19 protein-coding genes are annotated in these 25,454 nt (G+C 42.5%); 9 read left to right on the top strand and 10 right to left on the bottom strand.

The annotated features are described in order from the left end of the window. Positions 1–148: 148 nt before the first annotated feature. Positions 149–775 carry a peroxiredoxin gene (locus L0P89_RS10500; RefSeq protein WP_262911475.1) on the bottom strand — a complete coding sequence of 209 codons (627 nt, stop codon included), beginning with the start codon at positions 773–775 and terminating at the stop codon, positions 149–151. Between the two features lie 77 nt (positions 776–852). Between L0P89_RS10500 and L0P89_RS10495 the strand changes: the two genes are divergently transcribed. Beyond that, entirely contained in the window at positions 853–1,620 is a 768-nt protein-coding gene (locus L0P89_RS10495; protein WP_235265056.1) for a LytR/AlgR family response regulator transcription factor, read from the top strand. Here the strand turns inward: L0P89_RS10495 and L0P89_RS10490 are convergent. Beyond that, positions 1,612–6,678, bottom strand: a complete 5,067-nt coding sequence (locus tag L0P89_RS10490) for an AAA family ATPase (RefSeq protein ID WP_235265055.1) — start codon at positions 6,676–6,678, stop codon at positions 1,612–1,614. The two genes, L0P89_RS10495 and L0P89_RS10490, sit on opposite strands and share 9 nt — an antisense overlap. 141 nt (positions 6,679–6,819) lie before the next feature. On the opposite strand from L0P89_RS10490, the gene L0P89_RS10485 reads away from it, so the two are divergent. The 8 genes from L0P89_RS10485 to L0P89_RS10450 all read left to right on the top strand — a co-directional run bounded on the left by L0P89_RS10485 (position 6,820) and on the right by L0P89_RS10450 (position 14,756). Beyond that, positions 6,820–7,131: a hypothetical protein gene (locus tag L0P89_RS10485; RefSeq protein ID WP_235265054.1), complete on the top strand. Its 312-nt coding sequence runs from the start codon at positions 6,820–6,822 to the stop codon at positions 7,129–7,131. Positions 7,132–7,533: 402 nt separating this feature from the next. Then, positions 7,534–9,312: an arylsulfatase gene (locus L0P89_RS10480; protein ID WP_235265053.1), complete on the top strand. Its 1,779-nt coding sequence runs from the start codon at positions 7,534–7,536 to the stop codon at positions 9,310–9,312. Positions 9,313–9,337: 25 nt separating this feature from the next. Next, positions 9,338–10,327, top strand: coding sequence for a transporter (locus L0P89_RS10475; protein WP_235265052.1), 990 nt, complete (start codon positions 9,338–9,340; stop codon positions 10,325–10,327). A gap of 181 nt (positions 10,328–10,508) precedes the next feature. Beyond that, positions 10,509–11,048, top strand: a complete 540-nt coding sequence (locus L0P89_RS10470) for a DUF4136 domain-containing protein (RefSeq protein ID WP_235265051.1) — start codon at positions 10,509–10,511, stop codon at positions 11,046–11,048. Positions 11,049–11,061: 13 nt separating this feature from the next. Further along, positions 11,062–12,330 (top strand): DUF3300 domain-containing protein, encoded by a 1,269-nt coding sequence (locus L0P89_RS10465; protein WP_235265050.1) that lies wholly within the window; start codon positions 11,062–11,064, stop codon positions 12,328–12,330. A gap of 108 nt (positions 12,331–12,438) precedes the next feature. Beyond that, positions 12,439–13,332 (top strand): DUF6268 family outer membrane beta-barrel protein, encoded by an 894-nt coding sequence (locus L0P89_RS10460; protein WP_235265049.1) that lies wholly within the window; start codon positions 12,439–12,441, stop codon positions 13,330–13,332. A 28-nt stretch (positions 13,333–13,360) separates the two neighbouring features. Next, entirely contained in the window at positions 13,361–14,392 is a 1,032-nt protein-coding gene (locus L0P89_RS10455) for a S1C family serine protease (RefSeq protein WP_235265048.1), read from the top strand. A 10-nt stretch (positions 14,393–14,402) separates the two neighbouring features. Further along, positions 14,403–14,756 carry a DUF983 domain-containing protein gene (locus tag L0P89_RS10450; RefSeq protein ID WP_235265047.1) on the top strand — a complete coding sequence of 118 codons (354 nt, stop codon included), beginning with the start codon at positions 14,403–14,405 and terminating at the stop codon, positions 14,754–14,756. 489 nt (positions 14,757–15,245) lie between these two features. Here L0P89_RS10450 and L0P89_RS10445 read toward each other — a convergent pair whose 3' ends face one another. The 8 genes from L0P89_RS10445 to L0P89_RS10410 all read right to left on the bottom strand — a co-directional run bounded on the left by L0P89_RS10445 (position 15,246) and on the right by L0P89_RS10410 (position 25,450). Next, positions 15,246–15,587 (bottom strand): hypothetical protein, encoded by a 342-nt coding sequence (locus L0P89_RS10445; protein ID WP_235265046.1) that lies wholly within the window; start codon positions 15,585–15,587, stop codon positions 15,246–15,248. Positions 15,588–15,673: 86 nt separating this feature from the next. Continuing rightward, positions 15,674–15,877 (bottom strand): hypothetical protein, encoded by a 204-nt coding sequence (locus L0P89_RS10440; RefSeq protein ID WP_235265045.1) that lies wholly within the window; start codon positions 15,875–15,877, stop codon positions 15,674–15,676. Next, positions 15,867–16,394, bottom strand: a complete 528-nt coding sequence (locus tag L0P89_RS10435; protein ID WP_235265044.1) for a hypothetical protein — start codon at positions 16,392–16,394, stop codon at positions 15,867–15,869. The genes L0P89_RS10440 and L0P89_RS10435 overlap by 11 nt, the downstream gene beginning before the upstream one ends. 527 nt (positions 16,395–16,921) lie before the next feature. After that, the gene (locus tag L0P89_RS10430; RefSeq protein WP_235265043.1) at positions 16,922–17,452 is read right to left on the bottom strand and encodes a hypothetical protein; all 531 of its coding nucleotides are present in this window, start codon (positions 17,450–17,452) and stop codon (positions 16,922–16,924) included. Between the two features lie 10 nt (positions 17,453–17,462). Next, positions 17,463–18,485 carry an RHS repeat-associated core domain-containing protein gene (locus L0P89_RS10425; RefSeq protein WP_235265042.1) on the bottom strand — a complete coding sequence of 341 codons (1,023 nt, stop codon included), beginning with the start codon at positions 18,483–18,485 and terminating at the stop codon, positions 17,463–17,465. Positions 18,486–18,739: 254 nt separating this feature from the next. Then, positions 18,740–19,150, bottom strand: a complete 411-nt coding sequence (locus tag L0P89_RS10420; RefSeq protein ID WP_235265041.1) for a hypothetical protein — start codon at positions 19,148–19,150, stop codon at positions 18,740–18,742. A gap of 3 nt (positions 19,151–19,153) precedes the next feature. Next, entirely contained in the window at positions 19,154–24,976 is a 5,823-nt protein-coding gene (locus L0P89_RS10415) for a DUF6443 domain-containing protein (protein WP_235265040.1), read from the bottom strand. Positions 24,977–24,988: 12 nt separating this feature from the next. Beyond that, positions 24,989–25,450, bottom strand: coding sequence for a hypothetical protein (locus L0P89_RS10410; RefSeq protein WP_235265039.1), 462 nt, complete (start codon positions 25,448–25,450; stop codon positions 24,989–24,991). Positions 25,451–25,454 lie beyond the last annotated feature (4 nt).

The following is a 25,454-nucleotide window of genomic DNA, read 5'->3' as shown; positions in this document are numbered from 1 at the left end:
ATAAAAATTCCGTATTGAAATTATTGAATCAAAAATTTAGGGCTCTGGAGGGCAATCCCAGCAAGCCATTTGAACAAAATAATGGTTTCGCCAGCGAAAACATGGCTTGCTGCTGAACGATTTCTTCGAAAACCTGAGCTCACAATAATTAGGGTTGCTCAGTATACCTCAAATAAGAGATGACTTTCTGATGCCCTTTTGGAAAATTTTGTTGAGCTTCTTCATCAGATACGGAAGGGTCGATGATCACACGCTCTTCCTGCTTCCAATTAGCAGGAGTCACCACAGGGTGTTTAGCACTTAGCTGAAGGGCATCCACTACCCTGAGAATCTCATCAAAGTTCCTCCCAACAGCTATTGGATAGGTCAACATTAGTTTAATGTCTTTTTCGGGACCTATTACGAATACCGCTCTAATCGTATGTTTCTCAGAACTGTCTTTGTGGATCATTCCATAAAGTTGAGCCACTTCAGCATGCTCATCTGCAATAATGGGAAAGTTAACTTCGGCGTTCATGGATTTCTCGATATCCTCAATCCAACCTTTATGGGATTCAAGGCTATCGACGCTCAGGGCAATGGCTTTTACCCCTCGTTTTTCAAATTCATCACGTAGGTTCGCCACTACGCCCAATTCGGTTGTGCAAACCGGGGTATAATCTTCAGGATGCGAAAACAGCAGGCCCCAACTTGAACCAAGCCATTTATGGAACTGCAAATCACCCATAGTGGTTTTTGCATAAAAATCTGGCGCTGTGGAACCTAAGCTTATCATATGCCTTCTAAAATATAGAATAACCTTGAATTTCAAAAGAAGTATTAAGCGTATATTTACTTAGCAGTGAACCACAAATGGAAGACAATACCAAAATAAGCGCCATTCTTGTCGATGATGAAGAAAGACATCATGAGACATTAAGCAAAATGCTCGACAATTTCTGTCCTGACATTGAAATATTGGGAGATGCCTACAATGTAAAAGAAGCCGTTAATCTCATCCGTGAAAAGAATCCCCAAATCATTTTTTTGGATATTGAGATGCCTGGCGGAAATGGCTTTACCCTTTTTGACCATTTTGAAGAGCCACCTTTTGAGGTAATTTTCACCACAGCCCATGACCTTTACGCCATCAACGCCATAAAATATGCGGCGCTTGATTACTTAATGAAGCCCATAAACATTAGGGAACTGCAAGATGCCATAGCTCGAGCGGTCAAGGTCATAGGCAAAAAGGAAAATACGACAAGTACTGAGAAAATCAATGTCTTGAAATCCAATTTGAAGCTGGAAGACCAACGTTTCACCAAGATAGCCCTTCCTTCCTCTGACGGTATTGACTTCATTGAGGCAGAGGCTATCATAAGAGCAGAGGCAGAACGTTCATATTCCAATTTTTACCTGCAGAACGGCAAAAAAATTTTGGTTTCAAAGCCATTGAAAGAGTATGAAGCATTATTGGAACAATGTAATTTCTTTAGGGTTCACAAGTCGCATATGGTCAATCTTACACATTTAGAAAAGTATGTGAAGGGCAAGGGGGGGTATGTAATCATGAACGATGGTTCACATGTTGATGTTTCAGTCAGAAAAAAGGATGATTTGTTGAATCGACTAATGTAAATCGTTCGGGAAACATACTGTGACTTTTGTCCCTGTAGGACCCTTTTCATCTTTCAAGTCCACAATTTCATAGGTATATTCATTGGCTTCCTCAGAGTTATTAAGCAACTCCAAACGGGTTTCCAAATTGCTAATGGCTACAGATTTATGGCCTGAACTGCGATGTTTCAAAGCATTTTCCCTCCCAATACCATTGTCTTCAATCGTACACACTATTCTGTCCTCCACTTCATCTAGATTGACTTTTAATTTCCCCTTTCTTTCCTTGAGTTTACTAAGCCCGTGAATTACAGCGTTTTCTATGAAGGGCTGCAATAGCATTGGCGGAATCAGTGTATCATGGGGATTATCAATGGTTTCGGTAATACTATAATCAAAACTATTGTTGAAGCGTATTTTTTCCAATAACAGATACTTATCCAAAAATTCAAGTTCTTCTGAGATGGAGATATATTTTGTGGTCGAATTGATTAAATTCTTCCGCATTAACCCAGCAAACTCTGAAATAAAATCTACTGCTCTATTCGTTTCGTTACTCAAGATATAAGACTGTACCGATCCAAGTGAGTTAAAGATAAAATGTGGGTTCATTTGTGAAGATAACATCATCATCTTCGATTGCAATGCCTCTTGACGCTCCTCTTTTATTTGCTGCTGATGGAACTTCTCTGCTTCTTTCTGTGCTTTCTTCAATTCGACCTCGACTTTTTTTCTTATTTCGATTTCTTGGCGAAGCACCTTGGTCCTATCCTTTATTTTCTCCTCCAACAATAAGTTCATCTTGCTCAACTCATCCTTTGATTTTTGAAGCTCCATATTGAGCCCTGAGGTCTCTTCAAACAGTAAGGTATTGTAAATTGATATGGCGGCCTGCGAGGCAATAACCCTGAGAATTTCAAGGTCGCTGCCCTGAAATAGGCCAGAAAACTGATGATTCTCCAAGTACAAGACACCAATGAGTTCTTTTTGCCTTAACAGAGGCAAGGCCAGTAAAGAGAGAATGTTGTTATTGTCAATGTATTTACTGTCAACATTGGCTATAGCTTTCTGGTTTTCAAGCACAAATTCTTTTTTTGAATCAATTACATATTCAATAATATTGGTGGGTATTTTGCTCTTGTGCAAGGGATTTTTTCCAAGGTATTTCATTTCCTTTTCTGAAGTTATCTCAGCCTCAACATAGGGCATGCCCTTTTCAATTAAAATCAATATGCTTCTATCGGCACCGGCATTTTCCATAATAACGCCCAGAAGCTTTCCAATTACATCTCCCTTATTCACTTCAGAAGAAATGGCCTGCATTGATTTTATAAGACTTGCAGTATTTAGATCGGTGCCCTCACCGCTATTATACCAATCTTTTTCTTGTATTTCTATTTTCGCCAAAGCGCTCCATTGGGTATAGACATTTTTGGCATTTTCTTCAAAACCTTCGGCAAGCACCGAATAATCACTCGATCTCAACATGTCGGAGGCCACTTCATAAGCAAAGGCCTTAACACCTATAAGTCTACCTTTTTCTGCCCATTTTAGCGATAGGTTAAAAGAGGTCAGTGCATCTTCTATGTTTCCCTTTCTACCTTTCAAAAGGGTTTCGATCAGATAGTATTCAGCACTGAAATTTTCTGGCATGCTATCACTCCAAAGCTTTAAAGTGCTTTGATTTTCCTGTATGCTTTTCTCTTGTACTATTGATAACTTCTGATTTAGATATAGCAAGCAAAGGGATTGAAGAAAGTAATGTTTTGGCACATGTGGTTGGGATGCGGCGTACACAACAATCTCCTCATTTCGTTTTAACAACTCGCTCGCCAGTTTGAACTCCCTTAAAATACAGTGGGTCCAACTCCTAAAAATATAATGGTGCGATACGGCAGTAAAAAATTTCACATCGAGAAGAAACCGCAAGGCTTCCTCCTCAATGACTTCATAATTGGAATCATACCTGTTTAAAAGTTTTAGGATACTGCCCTTTAGCAAGCGCATTAGAGCCAACAGGCCTTGATTGTTGACATTTTGCATAAATGCAATACTTTCGTCGCAAAGATTCAAGATTTCGTTTAGGTCGTTCCCGGCTAAAAAAGCATCCCTGACCTTGGCATAAAATGAATATCCCGCATAAGGAAGGTCACCGGTTTCAAGACCGCTGTAAATAGATTCATCAAGATTTACCGTACCTGCAAGAATTGGTTCTTTAAAGTGTTGGATGAAAATCGGAAACACGGAAAGTGTTCTGCTTTTGTATTGATCGTTCTCCACCTTTTTCAATAGGTCAACCCCCAGTTTGCCAAAATTATAGCCACGGTCAAACTCCCTATAAAGAGCTACCAAGAGCGATCCCACAAAAACCAAGGCAAAGGGAGTGGAATTGGTCAGGCCATGACGCAAGGTTTGGTTGGCCATTTTCAATGTACTCCAGGCAAACAGGTATAGGTTGACAAAGTAGGCAGACGCATTCATATTGACCAGAACATCCATAATGGCAAGTTCTTCGGGAGATGTCATTTTTCTTTTTGAAAATTCGTTGAACAAGTCTCCTGTTTCCGTTAGCGAATTAAAAAGCTGATATTCCTTTTCTATAAGCGGGCCCAAAGTGTTTCCCAAAAAATGTTCTTCCCCATCAATTTTAAAAAGGGTGAGTGCTTGAAGACCGGTTTCTATGTTTTTCTCGAACATGGCGTAGCTTTCATAGAAAAGCATCTTCATGCGAAGCAATCTTACTTTTTCCAATATGTTTTCGGTGGAATCATATGCCTTGTCGGCATAGGCCTCTGCAGATTCTAAATCATTTAATAGGCAATAAGCTTCTGAAAGGCCTAAATAACAATCAAATAGATGCTTTCTGATTTTGAACTTTTTGCTCAAATAAAGTGCCAACTCAAAGTGCTGTTTACTGGCTTCTGGAGTTACCGATAAAGCCGAATCACCATTTAGCTCAAGTATGAGATTGATTACTGTTGTTGCATCTTTTTTGGAAATCAATTCTTTGGCCTCCAAGAAGTGCAGTAGAATTTCCCCAACAGAATAGCTTTCATTTGCTCCTTTTTTCAAAAAAAATTCCCCAATTTGAAGGTGCAACTGTTCATTGGTCAATGGAAATGCTGGAATTTTCAATTGATATGATACCTGCTGTACACGGTCGTGGGTGAAGTGGTATTGCTGTACATCGTTTTGCCTTGATTTTGAGATATAGCCACTCCCCATGGAAACATCAAGAAGTATCGGAATAAGTGTTTTTTCAATCCCGCTGATTTCAGAAATCAAATCCAAGTCAAATTTTCCGGCTATACATGAAGCGATTTTAAAAATAATCTGTACTTCATACGAAAGTGTATCAATTTTTTGGGTAATTAAATCAACCACATTTTGAGCAAGCCCCTCTTTTTTGATACCTGATTTGTCCCAGCTCCAAAAATGCTTGTCAAAATCATATTTCAGAAATCCCTTTTGATATAATGAATTGACAAACTGCTTGATGAAAAATGGATTGCCCCCTGTTTTATCAAAAATCAATTTTGAAACCTCAGTTATTTCAGATTCACCCATTCCCAATGCCGTGGCAATCATCCGATTTGACAAATTCCTTTCCAGTGGGTCAACAATAAAATGATGGCAATGCGGCAACTTGTTATTTTCAGTCTTAAATAAATGAAAAGGATGGTTGCCATCTACTTCATTGCCCCTGAAGGCGAATAGAAGCAAAATACCTTTGCCCTCTTGTTGAGCCAATGATTTCATCAGTTCTAAAGAAGGAGAGTCGCACCATTGCCAATCATCTATGAATAAAACAATGTACAATCCCAAACCGATAATCGCTTTGCAAAATTTCTGAAACACATAATTGAAACGGTTTCTTGTCTCGATTGGATTTAAGACTTCCACGGGCTCGAAATCACCAACTAAAAATCCAATACTTGGCACTATTTCCTGAAGTACGCCAACATTTTTTCCCAATTCATCGATCAAGATTTTCCTAAGCCTGTTTCTATCAATATTGGACTTTAGCAATAGTTGCCTTTCCAGATCACTGAAGGCCATTTGAACCGCTGCATATGGAGCTTGTTTGTATTGGTCGAACTTACCTTCTAGAGTGATTGTTTTTTTTGATGAAATTCCATTGATAAACCTTTGGAGCAAACTGGTTTTTCCCACACCGGAAAACCCCTCTACAAAAACAATTTGCGAATAAAAGTGTTCTGCCTTGCTATAACAATCTTCCAACTCTTTCAGCATTCCATCCCGACCGAATAACGTATTTCCAAAATCAATTTTTCCTGGATTATAGTCTATGTGCAATTGGATGGGCGAATCATTCCCTTTTTCAAATGCGTTGAGAATAGCCTCTAGGTCTTGGAGAATACCAAATGCTGAAGCGTATCGGCCTTCAGGCTGTTTGGCCAATAAGGTCAATATCAAATCACTTAGACCTTCAGGAATTGCTGGATTGATTTCCTTTGGAACGATGGGTATTCTTGTAAGGTGATGGTGCATTAGCTGCATTTTGTCATCTCCTTTAAATGGAAGGCTCCCTGTATACCAGACATATAAATTAACCCCAAGAGAATAGAAGTCGGCACGATAATCTGCAGTAAGCGGTATGTTCTCATAACATTCCGGAGCCAAATAATAGAAATCTTCCAATGCATAATACTCAAACCCAAATTCGGCAGGGGTATCATTTATTAAAGAATTACCAAGTATTATGAGTTCACTCTTGTCATTTAAATAGAATCTGTTTGAAGAAAGTAATCCTATTGACAAACTGTTTTGATGCAAGAATTTAATCGCTTTGACCAAAGAAATACTCTTTACCAACAATTCGATGATTTCTTCTTTGCTTCGTGACGTCTTTGGGTCAAATTGCTCAAGCTGTAAATGTTCGAAAGCATGTACAAAATAATCAGACCTGGACATACTTACAGGCCTTAAAAAATTCGGAATATCTACTTCAATGGTTTTTGCCTCTCGGTCAGAAACTATTTGCTCTATCAACATGGGCTCTCCATCAATGTCTTGAACATTGATTTCCACATCGGAAAACTTCGCTGGGAAGGACATTGGCCTTTAAGATTATGACAACCTCAAGATAATTAATAAAAGGGCAAAAACGCAATACGTTCGGAAGTCAAGCGAGGGCGTTGGGAAGTTACCGGTGCAAATCCCCTCGCATATAAGATACTTTTGATAAAATTTCTTGCCATGACCGTTTACGATAAGCAAAGACTTTTGAACGAATGCCATAGGGTATTACAATATTATTTGGAGAAGACTGAGAGGGTAATGAACCTTTATCAAGATACCTCAGAAACCCAGTACTTTTTATTTGCTCTTAAAGGAACAATGGCATTTATAAACAACAAAGAAAGTGCAGATGTGCCTTTTTTGAAAAAGTGTATCAATGGGTTGATAGCCGGTCAAAAGGGACGAAGTGGAAATGATCGATTATCAGAACTTAGAAAAGAACTTGAAGAAGAACTGACCTTACTTAAGCTTCGTTACAACATTAATTGATTTCCCATCTATAAAGTTCAATCGATTCGTGCTGCCGTGTTTAGACATCGCCTGTGTAAATCAAATTCTTTTTGGTGTCCCCTATTTCTTCAGTGGTCGCTTCACCAATATGATAACGCCTTTAAATTCTGGCCATATGCCATATTTAGATAGATGGGCTTTTCCATTCTGTTTGATAGTTCATGAAGTTGACTGAAAGCGACAAAGGCAGTTAAAATTTGACGTTCAAATTCACCTTTCCTTCATTGATTCCCAAGGCCATATTCCAAAAGAAAGATAGCACGCCATAACGTTCGGAAAGTGAGATGCCCCATTGGGTAAACAATAGTAGTATATAGGGGCTCCCTGAAATAACATTGTATCAAAATCTAAAATAAAGTACAACCTAATAATTTGAAAATTATGAAAACAAATCAATTAAAATCGAAAATGCTTTCTCTGCTTGCATTGACCCTGATCCTAGTATGTGGCAGGACTTATGCTCAGGAGAAAACAGAAGACCAGCCAAATTTCCTCGTCATCGTCGCTGACGATATGGGATTTTCCGACGTGGGAGCATTTGGAGGTGAAATCAACACCCCAAATTTGGACAAATTGGCTGAAGAGGGTGTCCGCTACACTAACTTTTATGTAGCACCTACCTGCTCACCAACACGTTCCATGCTATTATCTGGAATGGACAGTCATTTGGCTGGTCTTGGAAACATGTATGAAAAAACCGCTCAAAACCAAATGGATGTAGTCGGCTATGAAGGTCATCTCAGAACCGATATTCCTGCATTATCTGAAATCCTTAAAGAAAATGGGTATCACACCTATATGGCAGGAAAATGGCACTTGGGGAAAGCGAAAGAGTATCTTCCCCGTGCACGTGGATTTGAAAGATCATTCTCAATGCTTTCTGGAGCAGGTAGCTATTTTGACTTTAAGGCAATGGATGATCATATCGATAAAAATCATTTTTCCGAAGATGGTGAATATCTTGAAGAATTACCGAAAAACTATTATGCAACAACCACTTTCACCGATAAGATAATTAGTTATATCGACTCCAACAAAGGTGATGGGAAACCCTTCTTTGCGTATTTAGCGCACCAAGCCCCTCATGACCCATTGGCGGTACCCAATAAATGGTTAAGAAAATATCAAGGAGTTTTTGATAAAGGTTGGGATGTATTACGAGATGAACGTCTTGAGCGTATGGTAGCGATGGGCATCCTATCAGAAAAAACCGAATTGGGAGAAAGACTATGGTACGTACCTGGGTTTGATAAGTTAAAACCTTTGGCACAAGTAGTTACGGCTAGAAAAATGGAAGTATTTGCTGCGGTTCTGGATTATATGGATATGGAAATTGGAAGGCTGATCAAATACCTAGAAAACAATAATTTAAGAGAAAACACCTATATAGTCTTCTTTTCAGACAACGGTCCAGATGTTGCCCAAAAAGCTGAGACATATAAGAAATATCCAGCTACGAATAAGGCAAATTGGATGGCCAAGACCTACAACCACGGTCATGAAAATTGGGGTAGAAAAGGTTCTTGGACCGCTTACGGACCCTCATGGGCACAAGTCTCAGCAGCTCCTTTCAATGGAACCAAATATACTACTTATGAAGGAGGTATTCGTTCCCCATTGATTGTAGTAACGCCTGAAAAAACCAATGCGGGACAAATAAATAAAGAGGCCCTGATGCAAGTTAAAGATATTGCTCCTACTTTCTTGGAACTTGCCGGAATCACTCCCCCTACAACCTTCAAGGGAAAACCAACCCTTCCAATGCAAGGTAAATCCTGGGCTGCAACAATCCATGGTCAGGAAAAGTCGCCAAGAACCGATTCTGACTATATAGGAGTAGAGCTTTGGAACTGTAAGGCCATTAGAAAAGGTCGTTGGAAGCTTGTCAGCATGGTTGTCCCATACGGAAATGGAGAATGGGAACTTTACAATCTTGATGATGACGCTGGTGAGCGCCATAATTTGGCAGAATCCAATCCTGAAAAGCTCCAAGAGCTTATTGCACACTGGGAAGAATATAGCACCATCAATAATGTAATTGCACCCAGCAACTCGATTTATGATGGTTTGGAGGACAAACTACCACCAAGGCCTGAATTCTACGATCCACACTTTGCCAGAGGTTCAGAGACAGTACCTGAAATCGATGATAAACAATAACAAATCCACATTTTAAAAAGTAATCATGAAATATTTATATATCACCTTAGTAACATTGTTCATGTTTGGGCCAGCCCAAGCACAACTTGATGGGCCAAGAACATACCTGGCGGCCCCGAAGAAGTTGAATATTCTAAGTGCACACTTTATCAATGCCAAGATCAATGCTTCCGTTAACAACCTAAGTTTTGTTACCCCAGGAACGATAATTGACAACAATCTTTACATGCTCACTTATAATAGAAGTCAGCCTGTTTTGGGCAGAACGTTTTTCTCAAATCTTATCGTTCCTGCTGGTAACATCACAGCAACTCTTAACGTTGATCCGTCGGGCCCTGGGGCAACTTCATCCTCAGTTTTCCAACATGGTTTTGGAGATTTGACTTGGTTGAATACAATCAACTTAATTGGAGCGGAGGAGCTCATGATCAAGGACTTTGTAAGGCATGAAAGCCCTTCTTTATTATATCTGCAAGCTGGTATTACTTTCCCCACAGGTCAATACGATTCAGAGAACCCTATTAACATTGGAAGTAACCAGTTTAAGCTAAAACTTGGATTGCCATTTATTCAACGAATTGGCCCTTGGATAACAGGAAAGAGTATGACTTTTGAAGTTTTTCCTGCCTATACGATTATTGGCAAGAACAATGATTTCCAAGGTCAGGAAGTGAAACAAAGTGGGCTGTTTACTTTGGAAAGTCATCTGACCAAGGACATTACCAAGAACGGTTATTTATCATTGGATTACAGTTATATGAATGGTGGTAGTTCAGAGTTCTTTTCCAAAGAAACGGGCATGCTGGTTAATGAACAAGCGGGACAAAATGTACATCTGATTGGTGCTACATTGGGACTCAATATCAACGACAATTTTAATCTGACATTAACACATAATCAAACCTTTTCATCAGGAAATGATGATGTGTCTCTTGACGGTACCGTCACAAAAATCACACTAAGCTGGATTTTTCACGATTTCCAGAATAAGTTCAAAAACTATATGGGAGATTAGTTAGTTTTTTGAGTTTGATGTTTGGACCACCTGCGGATTGCAGGTGGTTTTTTTATGGTCAAAATCACCATTTCACGTTGGGAAACCCATCGGCAACGATGGGAAGTTCTCTAGTGTTTATAGGCTTTTTCAGGGATAATTTTGACCTGAAATTATGTTTAACAACCTAAAATTACTAGTCATGAAAACAACGCTAAGATTTTTATCCGTAACCCTTGTATTAGTATTTGTAAGCTGTTCAAGTTTGCAGGTATCAAGTGAAGCGGCCAACAACGCTGATTTAAAAAAGTACAACTTCTACACACTTGCAGAAACCGAAGAAGGCTTTTTGCCCAACGTCAATCCTACACAAAAGATGCAGCTAGTGAAAGCCATCGAAGAACAGGCCCGAGCACTTTCTACGGTAAAAAACAACTCTGGAATTACCGGGCCTGATGTATTGATCAACTATTTCGTGGTAGTCGACACCAAACAAGATCTGGACACCTACACCAACTACTATGGCCGTAGAAGATGGCGATATCAAATAACTGAGGTGGAAGTCAGGGAATATACCCAAGGAACCTTGATCGTAGACTTCATTGATGCCAAAACCAAAGAAGTGATATGGCATGGTAGTACAACAGGTGTAATCACTGCAAATTCTATCAAATTGGAGCAAAAGATAAATGATGCTGTTAAAGCCATTTTCGACAAGTACAAAAAAGACCAATTACTCTAAAATCCTTAAAACCATGACACGAATATCCAATTTGATAGCTGTATTGTTTGTATTACAATTATGTAGTCCTGTTTTTGCCCAAGAAAACAGGACTATACTACGGTCACTTGCAAAACAAGAGCAAGAAGTGGTAGATGCCATAGTGCTTTATCCTGAAGAAACAAGAAAACACATTTTTGAAGTGGCGCAACATCCTGCCTTATTGATACGCTTAGATGGTCTTCAGCAAACTTCTCAAGAAGCTTTTCTTACTACAGTTATCAATCTTGACCGTGCGGTCCAAGAAAGTTTCTATGAGCTGACCCGCTATCCTAGACTTATCGATTCTTTGGCAGATATAAGCAACTCCAAATACAATCGTGGTAAACTGATAGCTTCTTATCCAGAAGAGATTCAAGATGATATTACGGTTGTGCTGAAAGAAAAGAAAGCTTTAGAGCAAATAGCTTCACTGAATGAGTCCACACGATTGCAATTCAACGAAACCATTGCCAGGTATCCTCAAGATGCACAAATCAGTATTAAAGAGCTTGTCCATAATCCGGAGTTATTGAGTTTGTTGGTCGATAATATCGATATGACCATTTTGGCCGGCGATATTTATCAAGAGAATCCTGAATGGATTACTGAAAAGGCCGAGGAATTAAACCTTGAGGCGGCCCGCAAACAAGCAGAAGAGTTGAACGATTACAAAAAACAACTTGAAGAAGATCCAGAAGCTTTTCAGGAAATGCAGCAAGCCGCCAATCTGTATGCCCAAGACAACAACATTAATGAAAACGAATACAAAGAGCCTACCTCAGTAAAGGTAACTTATAGCTACTCTTACTGGTATGGGTATCCCTATTGGTACACGCATCCCTATTGGACACCCTTGCCCTACTACTACTATACAGGATTCTACTATGGACCAAGGGGTACGGTAATTATCATTGGACTTCCCAGCTATCACTACGTACATTGGCACTATACCCATTACCCCCATCGCCATATACATCTTCATGCCCATTATCACCGCCACTATAAACGACACCCGCATAGCAGAAGCGGTTTGAATGTGGCGGTCAGAACCGACCGAAATAAGAATTTAAATCGCTCTAGCAACAATACGGAGCGTGCAAAGCCCAACAGATCCGGTCAAGGGACAACAAAGAAGAATTCTCCTAAGCTTGATTTCCAAGAAAAGGCCCCTCGTGATAGAAACTACGAGCAATTCAAGAATAACGATAAGTTAAAGAGCAACTGGTCAAACCGAAAAAACAAGGCTAGAAATAGGGGCTAAAACATTGGGAAAGCCAAATGCTACGATGGGAAGTTCTCAAGTGCATAAAGGCTTTAGCAGCGGTAAGTTTGACCAAAATAAATGTTTAACGAACTAAAACAACATATCATGAAAACTAAAGTCATAACAGTATTGGTAGTATTGATCGTCTTCTTTCAAATGAGGGCGCAAGACGAAGATTTTAATCTGGCAGGTATATCGTACACCTTTAATCCTGCCGTGAGTTTGGACAGTCCCTCAAATCAACAACTTGGGGAGACAGAAATCAACATATCTGAATTCAGAGCATTCTTTTTGGCGCCTTTCAAATTGAAAAATGACAAAACCACATTGCTTGCAGGAGTTGATTATACTTTCTTGGGCGGGCCTTTAAATGACCTTCCCAATGACCGAAGCGTAGATGCAAATTTGCATGCCTTGAAATTCTCGGCTGGAATCAATCAAAGATTGAGCGATAATTGGGCGGTAAGAGCAATAATTTCCCCAACCATTGCATCAGACTTTTCAGGAAGCTTACGTTCAGATGCGTTTACCTTGCAGGCCTCAGGACTTGTAAGACGTATCACCAATAATGGCATCAAGTATGGCCTGGGAGCAGCATATACCAATGGGTTCGGTGAACCACAACTAGTGCCCATTGGTGAATTCGTATATCGTAGCGGTAATTGGGACGTCTTGATCCTGGCCCCTGTACAGGCAGCTGTTCAATATCGTCTAAACAAGTTGATACTAGGGTTCCGTGTCGATCTTCAGGGTAATGAATATGCATTGAACCTAGAAGACACAAACCGCAACATGGGGCAAGTAGAAAGTGTGAAATTTTCCAGATATAATATTGGCCCGACCATTGCCACTGACCTATCAAAAAGTGTACGACTTCAGCTATCAGGAGGACTATCCCTAGCCAGAAAACTTAGAGCGACCGATGTGAATGGCGATACTGAAGATTATGGATTGGAAAATGGGGCATTTCTAAAAGCTAGTTTTCTATTGATAAAGTAAAAATGATAACTGATCACAATCCACTCTGATGAAAACTGTTTTGAATTTTATATTCGCATTAATTATTGGCCATAATCTAGGCTTAGGGCAATCTGAAATGACTCCTTCTGAAACCTATCTAACGGTTAATGATGCAGTAGTTGAGGTCATTGCCAACTCTAAGGACCGTTCAAATCCAAAGTTTACCATGTACGAAGAGGGACAAGGGTCTGGAGTAGTTATTTCAGATGGTGGTTTGATTCTTACGGCAGCGCATGTAGTTCAAACCGCGGAGAAGATAAAAATCAGGTTTACATCGGGCAAAGAAGTTCCTGCCAAAATCATCAGATTGTCAAAAGGAGCGGATATCGCATTATTAAAATTGGCCTGGATTCCCGATGGGATTAAAGTAGCCAAGCTAGGGAATTCAGATAAGGTTCAAATAGGAGAAAAGGTATGTATCATCGGAGCCCCCTATGGACTTTCACATTCGCTTTCGGTAGGGCATATCAGTAGGAAACATCAAGAAATCAACAAAACCAGTGGTTTTTTGAGAGCAGAATTCTTTCAAACCGATGCCGCGATTAATCATGGCAATTCCGGAGGCCCGATGTTCAATACGAAAGGAGAAGTAATAGGTATCGTCAGTTCTATACTTACAGAATCTGGAGGATTTGATGGCATTGGGTTCGCTGCCACCTCAAACATTACCAAAAAATTGGTAGTGGACGAGAACAGTCTTTATACAGGTCTGGACGGTTATCTAATTGATGAAGCCTTGGCCTTTTTGCTAAATGTGCCTCAAAAAGGTGGATTGTTGGTACAACGTGTTGTTCCGCTTTCACCAGCAGATTTTGCAGGATTAAAAGGTGGAATACTGACCACCGAGCTTAACGAGGAAGAAATTACCCTGGGAGGAGATATCATACTGAGCGTGAACAATATCAAACTGGACTCCATGGATGTTTTGGAAAAAATAGTCGAAAGCATAAAAAACAAAAAAAATGAGAGCGGTAACCTCGAATTGGAAGTTCTTAGAGGTGGCAAAATTGAGAAGCTAACGGTTCAATCAAATAACTAAAAACATTACCATGATTAAAAACATATTGACCAATAAGTGCCCCAGATGCGGTAAAGGAAGAATATTTAAAAACCCCAATATCTATTTCAATTTCGGAAAACCCGAAATGAATGAGAGCTGCCCTAAATGCGGGTTTAAAAATCATAAAGAACCTGGCTTCTTCTACGGAGCAATGTATGTGAGCTATGGGCTAACAGTAGGCCAAGGTATTATGACCTTCCTAGTCGCCAGTCCGTTCTTTGCCGAACGTTTTGATCTACGAATCATAGGAGTCATTGCCTTGGTACTCATTCTCTTGTCTTCATTCAATATGCGGATTTCAAGGATACTTTGGCTATATCTTTTTAAGAGCTACAAAAGATAAATCCCCTCGCTGCCACCAGTTTGCATCGTGTGGCATATGCGTAACCCCCCCTTTTTGTCATTTTTTCTTTTTCTTTTCGATTAGCTTGATTGTATTAAACGCGACCAAGAAGATTCCTAGGAACACAAAAGCCAAAAATATTAAAGCTTTAATCAAAAAGCCTGAACTGGCAACATTGGGTATCGCTCCTTGGTGAGGCCCCGAGGGCCTACTAAAGATCAGACCTAGGAATATATGGTCAATACCCCACAGTGCAAGGGCGATAAGGACGATTCCCAAAACTATTCCAAAAAAAGCACGTAAGGTGTTCATAGATTTCTTAGTGTAAAAAAGCCGGTCAGGAACAAATCTAACTGGCTTTTCATTAATTCTAAAATTGCATCGGTTTTAAGTATCTACAATCTTGAAAAAGAAATGACACTCCTAATCCATCTCTTAGTATTTCTTTTCCTCCTCATGTTAGCACTCTAATTAAGGACCACAATTATCTTAACTTAGAGCGCCAAGTTCGTATTTAAACTCATTTAACCGTTGTTCCGTTATCTCCCCGTTTATCTCTGGTGAAGCAAGTTCAAAAATTATTTCTTTGATTCTTTCTTCCTCAAAATCAATGTCATCCCTACACTCAATTGCATTAGCCCAATTCTCCAAATCAAGAAAGTTAATATGTTGCCCAAGACACTTTTCTATTACTTCTAAAAAATGGTCTCTGGTCATAACAATTAAAGGTATTTCAACATCCCAAGGAAATTTGGAAAGTTCATTCTGTAATTCAGATAAACGTCCATCTAGTTGAATTAAATCTTTTAATACAGCAATACGGTCTCTCATTAATATTACAACTTAGATTTTACATGAATGACTTTACCACCCGCTGTGCGAAGTTTGCAACTTCGCACCTGTCACTTTTTGTATGACTAAGAAGAGACAGTCCCGCCGGCAGCAGGCAGGTTCGCAGAGCGGGTCAAAAATACAAAAGCCACAACATTGTTGTCGTGGCTTTCCCTAAATTTCAAGGTTGTTTCACTTGCTCTTACCACCAGTTGAAAACTGGCGGTAGCGGGGGGCACCACCAAAACCAAAACAGCGACCAAAAGGCCGCTGTCGCGCTTATTCTGCACTAAAAATCTTTGCTTTGGATAATTCCGAGTACTTCTCAAATATCTCTACTTTGGCCTCATCATCAAAGACAATGTATCTTCCAAAATTTATACTTAAAAGACTAACTGTATCCTCAATATTGATGAACTTTAACAGCCGCAAAGCTTTTCTTAGCAAATCATAAAATAATATTTTATGTTCCCTAGACATATAGAATGTGACCAAATAATCATCTTTCAACCGAAGAGCAATATTTTCTGTATGCGCGTTTAATTCATTAATTGTAAATGAATTTCCATAATCTCCACGCTTATCCAGAAATTGATAAAAATCACTAATCTTGCACTTCTTTGGTAAATCCTTCTCTGTCAAATGAACTTCATCTTCAAGTTCGAGATTGTCCACGGCATAAAACTCGTCAATATATATGCTATCAGACATGTCAAACAATAGCAGAACATCAAAAACTGAAATGTTAAATAGTTCAATGCTCAGTTTGTCATCATTATCCAGTTTTATATAACATGGTTCATTCATTATTGTCTTATTACGGGATTACCCTCAGGGTCAAAATATTGTTTTAGAATTAGGTTTACCCCTCTCCATTCGCCATTTTTATACTTATAATCTTCATAAATCCTGACTTCTCTTATATTAGAACCCTCAACGGTATTCCATTCATATACTTGATTAGTCTTGAAATCTAAATATGCCCTATTTTGTTCCCCGCTGCCGCACGATTGCGTCGTGTGGCATTTTCAATCGATTCAACAATAAAACCTACTGAACGAAGTTTACGCCAAAGGCCCGCAGGTAAAATTTCGCACCCGTCACTTTTTGCATGACTAAGAAGAGACAGCCCCACCAGCGGCAGGCAGGTTCGCAGAGCGGTTCAAAAATACAAAAGCCACAACATTGTTGTCGTGGCTTTCCTTAAATTTTGCGGTTGTTTCACTTACTCTTACCGCCACCAGTTGCAAACTGGCGGTAGCGGAGGGACCTAAAGGCATAAAAAACCGCCCAACTTGGGGCGGCTTTTTGTTCTATTTGGATATTAGTTCGACTTATTGACCATCGTCTTTTTCTGCATTCTTCTCTAAAATCCACGGATTATCTACTGGCGGATTGTGCTGTATGTAAAATGTATCCACCTGGATTTTTTTATCCTTGATGTAAGCAACATACTTCCTGCCTTCGTAAAACCATCTGGGATATTCCTCCGAACTTTGCTCAATATTTGACTTATAAGGATAAACAATAGCAGCATATATGCTGTCACCAGACCCTCCTGATATAGCTACTAAATCACAATCTTCACCTCTTTCAAAACTATCTTCAAGCAGGCTTTTATAATCATTGTTTAATTTCTTATTGGCCAAAAATTCATCATAGTCTTTACCCAGTTTTTTTGTGTAATAACTGTACATCCCTGAGGCCAATACTTTACCTGATTCATCAACTCTAAAGCAAATACTTCTGTCCGGATAGTCATTGCTTACCCTATTTCTAAAATCCTCTTGAGTAATCTTAGCTGGGGTAGCACACCGCAAAAGGAAGAGCGACATAGACCCTATTATTACCAATTTAATTCTCATGTTCATTGTTTTAATATTGTATTCTTGGACCTAAAAATCCTCCGTTAGTTAGAGGTCTCGGATGGACAGTTTTGATATTTCCGCCAAACATTATCGTATTTGTTGTTTGGCCTTGAACTGTAAAACTTCTTGCCCCATAAGTTTGTCTTATTCCAAAGTTGAGTCCTTGGGAATTTAACTGTCTCCTAACGATATTCATCCTATCCACAACTGGGCCAGTAAATACATCTATATTGTTTTGTCCTACAAAATCACGTTGTGCACCTCCTTCAGCCACATTGGAGTGCAATGATTCGTGCATTAGCGTTATACCAAACCCTAATGTTCTATTGTCCACTTCTCTCGAACCATTGATAAACTGATTTATTTGATTTACATCGAGATTAATGTTGTTTCCTCCAATCTCATTCTCTCCTAAATCATTTGTCACCCTTGACCCGCCACTTTCTACGATTTTAGCTGTAGCAATTTCTTCGGCACCTAAGGCTCCCATAACAATGTCTCTTGCTTCCGAACTTCCCACTTGGTTCCCATCACCGTCCGTAGCAATTATAGCATTCCCGTCACCATCAGTACTATAGATTAGTTTGCCATTCTTCACATCAAATGACAACCCTGTAGCTGTACTCAAATCCTTCTTTATATTGTCAAGGATATTAGTGCCGTTATCACTATCATACTGGATTATCTGGGCTACATCAATACTGTCTCCTTGTATTTCTCTATAAGCCATTGGATTGTTACCTGCAAAAGAATATGGCGAAACAGGATGGTATTTCTCCGCAAACCTATCCACTTTATTGAATCTTCCAATCGCTGGGTCATAGTCCCTCCATTGATAGGCAACCGTGTTCTTTCCAAGTTCCTCTTCATATTCCTCATTTGCGAACTTCCACCTTTGCGCCACACCGTTGCCCAAGGCACTTATCCCATCATTATACCCTTTATGCTTGAGGCCGAAACAGTGATACTTTGAGTGTTGCAATATGGAAATCAACGGTTTGGTAAAACGATGAAATCCAAAAAAAGACATCACATCTGTTTTTTCAAAGAACGCTTTTGAAAAAGTAGTCTAAATACCCAAGACCGCAAAGCAATTCAGAACAAACTCGTCTACTTAACCGGCCAAAAAAGGTAGAGGGGTTGGGCGGGTGAAAGAAAAAGCCATCACTTATTGGTGCTGGCTTTTAAATATTTGTTCTGCTGTAGTAGTGCAACTACTGCGGAGCGGGATAAAAAAACCGCCTCGTTTGAGACGGTTTTGAACAGGTAATTGATTAAATCTTGTTAACCCTCGTCATTTGTTGATGCAATAATCGTAACGATCTTATCATTAACGCACCAAACCTGCAGGCCAATATCATCAAATTCATATACATCCTGCATTTCTTCACCAATAGGCATTATATCTACATCGCCTACTGGCGCAATATCATAGTAATTGATAAATTCATCAATATTCATTCCTATGATATTCCTGCCTTTGTATAAACACTCCTCTCTACATGATATTGATTCTATTATGTTATTTTCGTCCACATAAAGGGACATGTCTGGGTTATCAATTATATACTTATCACAATCATATTTTCCGTCTTTATTTAGAATCTTGAAGTTGTAATCACCCAAATACTTATCAATAGTAGTATCTAACTCAAAGTCACCTATACCAACAAAAGGTTCAAAAACTGGTACCATATACTATCGTTTCTTAGTTCTAGAATGTTCTTCACCCTTACTTCTACGTTGGGCATTCTCACGAATATTTCTGATTTTCTTTTTAATCCTTTGTTTCACTTTTCTTGCGGCACCCTCCATTTGAGCTTCTAAGTCATCTATTGCTTGTTGTTCGGATTCCGTTAAACCTTCACCTGAACCGTGCCTTTCATTCTTACTACTGTCAGTTGCCGCATCGAATATTGAACCTGTTATTGAGCCATATTTATTGATAAAGTCTTCTGTAACTTGTAAGAGGGCAACACCTGCCAATCCTCCAAAAAGTACACCACCTGCGGGTACATCGGCCACAGGAGCAGGACCATCAGCTACTGCTACCAAACCTGCAACTGTAACTGTTGCTTTTGCTAAATCTTCAGTATGAAGGTTAACGAGCTTGTCCTTACAGCAATCTTCTGTAGAAGCTGTTTCAGTATCGGAACTTTTATCTTCACCAGTGACCACGATTTCGTCCAATCGTTCGACCTCAATATTATCTGTATTGGTTTGCAAAAGATGAACGGCATCCTCCAATGACTGACCAACTTGTGTCAATGTTTGTGTTGGTATCGGCATCATCCCATCGGGATCAATAAAGAACACAGGATTATCAAAAGCATAATTATACGGCGAGTGTCTTCTCATCTGTTCGGCCAACGGATCGATGTTCATCCACCTGCCCAGTGCGGGGTCATAGTTCCTCGCACCGAAGTCATAGGTATTAAGGTCTAAACTTTCATCCAGTTCCTTGCCGCCGAACTTCCACTTTTGCGCCACACTGTTGCCCAAGGCACTTATCCCATCGTTGTACCCTTTATGTTTGAGGCCGAAGGGGTAGTAGTTGCTTTCTTCCACAATTTCAATGTTTTCTTGATAAAACTTGAAATTATCGATGTAGCATGTGGTCAATGTGCCGTTGTCAATGGCATTGCCCTTTTCAAAGTACAGCCGCACATGGTCACCGGTCAAGGTAAGTTCCATCACGTGGTTCCCATCGGCAATATTAGTGATCCTATCACGTTCCGTGTTGGGCTCCCATGTTCCGCCTATGCGCTCACGTACCAAGAACACAGGATTTTCCATATCACCATTTTCAAAGTCAAACTCAATGCGCAATGGTACCCCGGGGGTGATGTCAAGGTACTTGCTGGTACTACTCCATTTGTTGGTTATCGATAGGTTGAGCCGCTGGCCGCCGCTGCTGATCGAGCCACTGGAGGGGGTCGACCATCCGTCCGTGCCCTGTTCGAAGTCATCGTCAACAGATACCGGATTGTCCGTATAGCTCAGCCTCACATTGCCCAAATGGTCTTTGTACTGGTACACATAATCATACCCTCCTGAACCGTCAGGGGCCACATAGCCTTCATCATGGTTGAAGAACTGCAATGTGCCGTTCTCATACACGTAGTTGCCCGCATATTCTGTAGTGGTACTTCCCACAGTCTTTTTTAGTTTAATACCAGTGGCATCGTAAATGTACTGAATATTGCCCGAATTTATACTGATCGACGTAGGAAGATTCAAATGGTTATAGCTGATGCCGGAGATGCCCTTGTTGTCATCTTGGGTCATGTTGCCGTTGGCATCATACCAATAGTCTTGGCTATCGACCGTACTGTCTTTGAAGCCGTAACTGTTGTTGCCATCGTCACGTACCTTGTACAGACGGTTGCTCACCTCGCTATTATGGTAGTGGTAGTCCAGAACATCCATATCGGTGTAGCTGCCGTTCTGCCAACCGTTGCGGGTTAAAGTACTGAGGTTGCCATTCTTATCATAGGTGATGCTACTCACATTATAGTTACTGCTACTAGCTGCAGCACTTTTAATCCTATTCAAAGCATCGTACCCATAGTGGTACCAACGTAGGGTGTTGTCGTTGGCCGTTTTCCATTCGGTCTCGGCAATGTTGCCGTTCAACAATGGAGTGCCCCCATGGCCCACGGTGTTGTAGTTGATGCCAAAGGCAAACAGGTCACCGCCCAAACTGCCAGGGTCGTTGATACTTTTGAGCCACCCCCTTACATTATAGGCATAATCGACGGTCTGTAGGCCACCGCCTACGGTCTTTTGCGCCAATTGGCCCAGTTCATCATAACCGTTCTCTACCAGTACCTCGGTATGGGCGCCAAGGGTCTGCTCTTGTTTTATCGGCCGACCCACCTGGTCATAGGTGAACGTATTCAAGGTGGTGATGGCCGCGTTGCCGTCTTTGGTATGGGTCGCCCTTACCTGTTCTGCCTTCCCGGTAAAGTCGAGGTCGGTCTCCACAATATCGGTGATGCTCAAGTAATCGTTTCTGCTGGCCGCATAGACCCCCCTGCCCCTTTCATCATAGCCCATGACGTCGGTGATCCAGTCATTGGTGCCCAAGACCCTTATCTTATCTACCGTTGCCAGCCCCCTAAGGGCATCGCCCGAAGCGGTCGTCTGCCCAAATACGGTCGAGGGAACGTTGAGCCCATCGGTGTCTACATAGCTGTCATAATAGTTGACGGTATATACCTCATGTATATTGATAGGCTCGGCATCGTTGGTATAGTACACATCGGTATCGCCGATAGAGGTGGGGGAAGAGGTTCTGGTCACATATTCGTCTGAGGCCCCCTCCATGACCGTCACCATATAGGCCCTGTCATTTGCATTGTTGATAACACCGGTATAGGCCACCCTGCCGAACGCATCGTACTTGGTAAAGAGCCATTTGTCTTGGGCGGCAAGGTTGGCGTCTTGGGTCATCACCGGCTGGTCCAGCTTATTATAGACGATATATTCCCAACCCTTGCCCGGTATCTTTTTCTCAACCAATCGATTACGGTGATCATAGACATACTGGTAGCACAGTTCGGCCAGTTCGGTGGCACTGACCCCATCTGAGGTGTCCACTTTTGGTGAGAGCACATAGGTCAGGTTGCCATGGTCATCATAGACATAATAGGTATCGTGCCCGGTCTCGGTGCTGCCCACCAAGGCATAGGTACGCTTGAGCACCACCCTGCCCTGTTGGTCGGTGAACTCTTCAGTGGTGTGCAGCTTGGTGGTGGTACCATCGTGATTTTCATCTTTTGTCACCGTTTTGTACAGGGTTCCGGCGGGGTAGAAGGCCGCCGTGCCCGAATCGAGCTGCAAGGTGGGGGTATGGGTGTTGTTGGCGAATGTAAGCGTCACATAAAAGCGTCGCACCTCGTTCAACGCATTGGTCTGGTACGAAAATTCAATGGTATGGTCATCGCCCGTAGTGGCCAGGGCCCACGCATTGCCTGGGGCGGCCTGCTTCAACACCCTGTTCAATGGTGAGGGCTCGAACTTTTTTTGCGAAAAGGGGTTTGGGTCGGTACCGCTCATCTCTGTGCCATACTTCGCCAAATAGTGCCCTTCGGTACCGCCCTTGGCATCTGGGCGCAAGCTGCCCACTATGCCCGTCGCCGGGTAGGGCAGGTATTCTTTCGCCAACCGGCCATAGGCATCATACTCCATATGGGTGACCAGATCGTTGCCGGTAGCCCCGGCCTTTAGCGCCAACTCTTGTACAGGGCGCCCCAGGCCATCGTAATAGGCCAATTGCTCTACTACGTGGTCGTTGTCAGTAACCTCTGTTGACGCGTTGACCGCCGTATGGTAATTGCGCACGCGTACATAATTTTCGTCGTTCATGCTCGGGGAAACATAACCACAGCCATTGCCGAGGCCATAAAAATTGGGGCATTGGTCTGAGCTATTCGATACATAGCCCTGGGGCTGTTGCCCCTGATATACCACTTTAGCGGCGTCTCCAAAACCATCTCCGTCAACATCTTTGAACCAAGCGTGCTCTATGGTCAACTTTACAATGCCCGTATAGCCCACGGTACAACTGGTCACTTTTCTTCTGTACCAGTGGTCGGTGGCCAGCCCCGAAGGGGCATCGTAGGTGGTACTTGTTGCCCCACTGACATTCTGCCAAGTCTGGCCATCATCAATGGAGTATTGCCATTGGTAGGCATAAGTGCCCGTTGCGCCGCTGGCAGATTGTACATTGGTAAAAGGGGCAGGGTCTTGCCCTGTTTGAACGGTCTGGTCACCACTAATGCTCCCGGCATTGAGGGTAGGGTACAAACTGACCTGTACCGCACCCGTGTACTTGGTTTGCCCACAAGAAACGGCCCTTCTACGGTACCAGGTGGTGGCCTGCAGCCCGCTTGGCGGGTTGTACGATGACGAGGTGGCCCCGCTTATGTTGGTGAAGCCCGATGAGCCACTGGTGGTCGAGAGTTGCCATTGGTAGCTGTAGCTACCATCGCCGCCAGATGCCGATGAGGCATTGCCCAAGGTACCGGGGTCGCCATCAAAGCACACGGTCTGCCCCCCTGAGATGGAACCGGCAGAAAGGTCGGGCCTCACGGTCACCTGTACCGCACCCGTATATTTGGTCTGCCCGCACGATATGGCCCTTCTTCGGTACCAAGTGGTGCTTTGCAGCCCGTTCGGCGGGTTGTACGATGACGAGGTGGCCCCGCTTATGTTGCTGAAGCCCGATGAGCCACTGGTGGTCGAAAGCTGCCATTGGTAGCTGTAGCTGCCATTGCCACCAGACGCCGATGAGGTATTGCCCAGGGTGCTGGGGTCGCCACCATAGCACACGGTCTGGCTCCCTGAGATGGAACCGGCAGAAAGGTTTGGGTTTACGATTACCTGTACCGCACCCGTATATTTGGTCTGCCCGCACGATATGGCCCTTCTTCGGTACCAAGTGGTGCTTTGCAGCCCGCTCGGCGGATTGTACGATGACGAGGTGGCCCCGCTTATGTTGCTGAAGCCCGACGAGCCACTGGTGGTCGAGAGCTGCCATTGGTAGCTGTAGCTGCCATTGCCACCAGACGCCGATGAGGCATTGCTAAGGGTGCTGGGGTCGCCACTATAGCACACGGTCTGGCCCCCTGAGATGGAACCGGCAGAGAGGTTGGGGCTCACGGTCACCTTGACCGTGCCCGTATAACTGGTCTGCCCGCATGATGTGACCCTTCTACGGTACCACCGGTCTGACGTCAACCCTGAAGGGGGATTGTACGTAGTCGACGTCGCCCCGTTGATATCAAGCCAAGGCCCACTACTGGTATTGGAAAGCTGCCATTGGTAGCTGTAGCCACCACTGCCACCGGAAGCACTGCTACTGTTGGTGAGCGTGCTGGGGTCTCCATTATAGCAGACCGTCTGCACGCCGCTGATGCTGCCCGCACTTACATTGACTATAGCCACGTAACGAGACCCCGAGCCATTGCTCCAGGCACCGGTACTATTGTCGCGTGCCCTGATGTAATAGGTGCCCGTGCCCTCGTTTGCGGTAAAGGTGCTGCCCGAGCCTTTGCTCGTGCTGGTACCGTTCGATACTTTGCCCTGCCAGTACCAGGTGACCCCAGAGGGCGGCGATCCGCTTCGGGTGAGCGTGGCATCGCCACAGTTGTTGTTCGATATGGTAGGGTTTCCGGGATTCGCAGGGGGTGCCACCACGGTGACCGGTTTCAGAATGAAATGAAAGTTGAAAAAAGTGTCCATCACCGAAGCGCTCACCACACCCGAGCCCGCAGTGGGAAAATTTACCGTGGCGGTGAGGGCGCTCTGGCTTGTCACCGAGGCACCTGATATCGATACGGACCAATTGGTACTGCTCACATTGGTCGTGGGCGTGATGTTATAGGTAGCGCTTTGTCCGGCCCCTACCGATGAAAGTCCTGAAATATTGTATTGGCCCTGTAGCCCCAAGGCAAAAAGAAAGACGGTCCCCTTCACAAAATAACGTAGGGCCGTAAAGAAATAAGTAGGTCTCATATAGGTTCAATTTTAGTTTTTAGTATACTGTAATAGGGGTACCATGGGGCGCGCATCACCTTCGGCAGCTTGCAACAGTACCAGCGTGCCACTGGTCAATTGGGTAATCTGCTGCTCTAGCACGTGCCCGTTGACATGAACGAGCTGCAAGACGTTGTCTGCAGAAACGCTCCAATTACCTGACAGTGTGGCCCCATTGGGCAAAGACTGTTGAAAAGAGCCGTTTGCCATAAAGACAAGTGTACGGCCCGCATACCCTGCCATGACGGTAGCTTTGAGTGATGGCAGGGTATCTAGGTGTTGTTGTATGTCGGCAGGTATGCTCGAAAAAGAGGGGTCAGCATCAAAGGTCCAGGTGCCTACCAGTTGACTTTGTTGTGCCTTGAGCGAAAACGTGCCCAAAGCGCATAAGATCAGTACAAGAAAAAGAGTCGAATAGGGGCGCATCGCGGTCTTTTTAGATATTGTGGTCATGGTG

The organism is Muricauda sp. SCSIO 65647 (genome assembly GCF_021534965.1).
GTDB lineage: Bacteria > Bacteroidota > Bacteroidia > Flavobacteriales > Flavobacteriaceae > Flagellimonas_A.
This window is presented reverse-complemented; position numbering and strand designations above follow the sequence as displayed.

Coding starts and splice junctions, on each gene's coding strand:
- L0P89_RS10415 (WP_235265040.1), bottom strand. CDS start 24,976: ATGAGACCTACTTATTTCTTTACGGCCCTACGTTATTTTGTGAAGGGG.
- L0P89_RS10430 (WP_235265043.1), bottom strand. CDS start 17,452: ATGAGAATTAAATTGGTAATAATAGGGTCTATGTCGCTCTTCCTTTTG.
- L0P89_RS10465 (WP_235265050.1), top strand. CDS start 11,062: ATGACACGAATATCCAATTTGATAGCTGTATTGTTTGTATTACAATTA.
- L0P89_RS10460 (WP_235265049.1), top strand. CDS start 12,439: ATGAAAACTAAAGTCATAACAGTATTGGTAGTATTGATCGTCTTCTTT.
- L0P89_RS10500 (WP_262911475.1), bottom strand. CDS start 775: ATGATAAGCTTAGGTTCCACAGCGCCAGATTTTTATGCAAAAACCACT.
- L0P89_RS10410 (WP_235265039.1), bottom strand. CDS start 25,450: ATGACCACAATATCTAAAAAGACCGCGATGCGCCCCTATTCGACTCTT.
- L0P89_RS10455 (WP_235265048.1), top strand. CDS start 13,361: ATGAAAACTGTTTTGAATTTTATATTCGCATTAATTATTGGCCATAAT.
- L0P89_RS10445 (WP_235265046.1), bottom strand. CDS start 15,587: ATGAGAGACCGTATTGCTGTATTAAAAGATTTAATTCAACTAGATGGA.
- L0P89_RS10435 (WP_235265044.1), bottom strand. CDS start 16,394: ATGAATGAACCATGTTATATAAAACTGGATAATGATGACAAACTGAGC.
- L0P89_RS10480 (WP_235265053.1), top strand. CDS start 7,534: ATGAAAACAAATCAATTAAAATCGAAAATGCTTTCTCTGCTTGCATTG.
- L0P89_RS10495 (WP_235265056.1), top strand. CDS start 853: ATGGAAGACAATACCAAAATAAGCGCCATTCTTGTCGATGATGAAGAA.
- L0P89_RS10470 (WP_235265051.1), top strand. CDS start 10,509: ATGAAAACAACGCTAAGATTTTTATCCGTAACCCTTGTATTAGTATTT.
- L0P89_RS10475 (WP_235265052.1), top strand. CDS start 9,338: ATGAAATATTTATATATCACCTTAGTAACATTGTTCATGTTTGGGCCA.
- L0P89_RS10420 (WP_235265041.1), bottom strand. CDS start 19,150: ATGGTACCAGTTTTTGAACCTTTTGTTGGTATAGGTGACTTTGAGTTA.
- L0P89_RS10485 (WP_235265054.1), top strand. CDS start 6,820: ATGACCGTTTACGATAAGCAAAGACTTTTGAACGAATGCCATAGGGTA.
- L0P89_RS10490 (WP_235265055.1), bottom strand. CDS start 6,678: ATGTCCTTCCCAGCGAAGTTTTCCGATGTGGAAATCAATGTTCAAGAC.
- L0P89_RS10450 (WP_235265047.1), top strand. CDS start 14,403: ATGATTAAAAACATATTGACCAATAAGTGCCCCAGATGCGGTAAAGGA.
- L0P89_RS10425 (WP_235265042.1), bottom strand. CDS start 18,485: ATGTCTTTTTTTGGATTTCATCGTTTTACCAAACCGTTGATTTCCATA.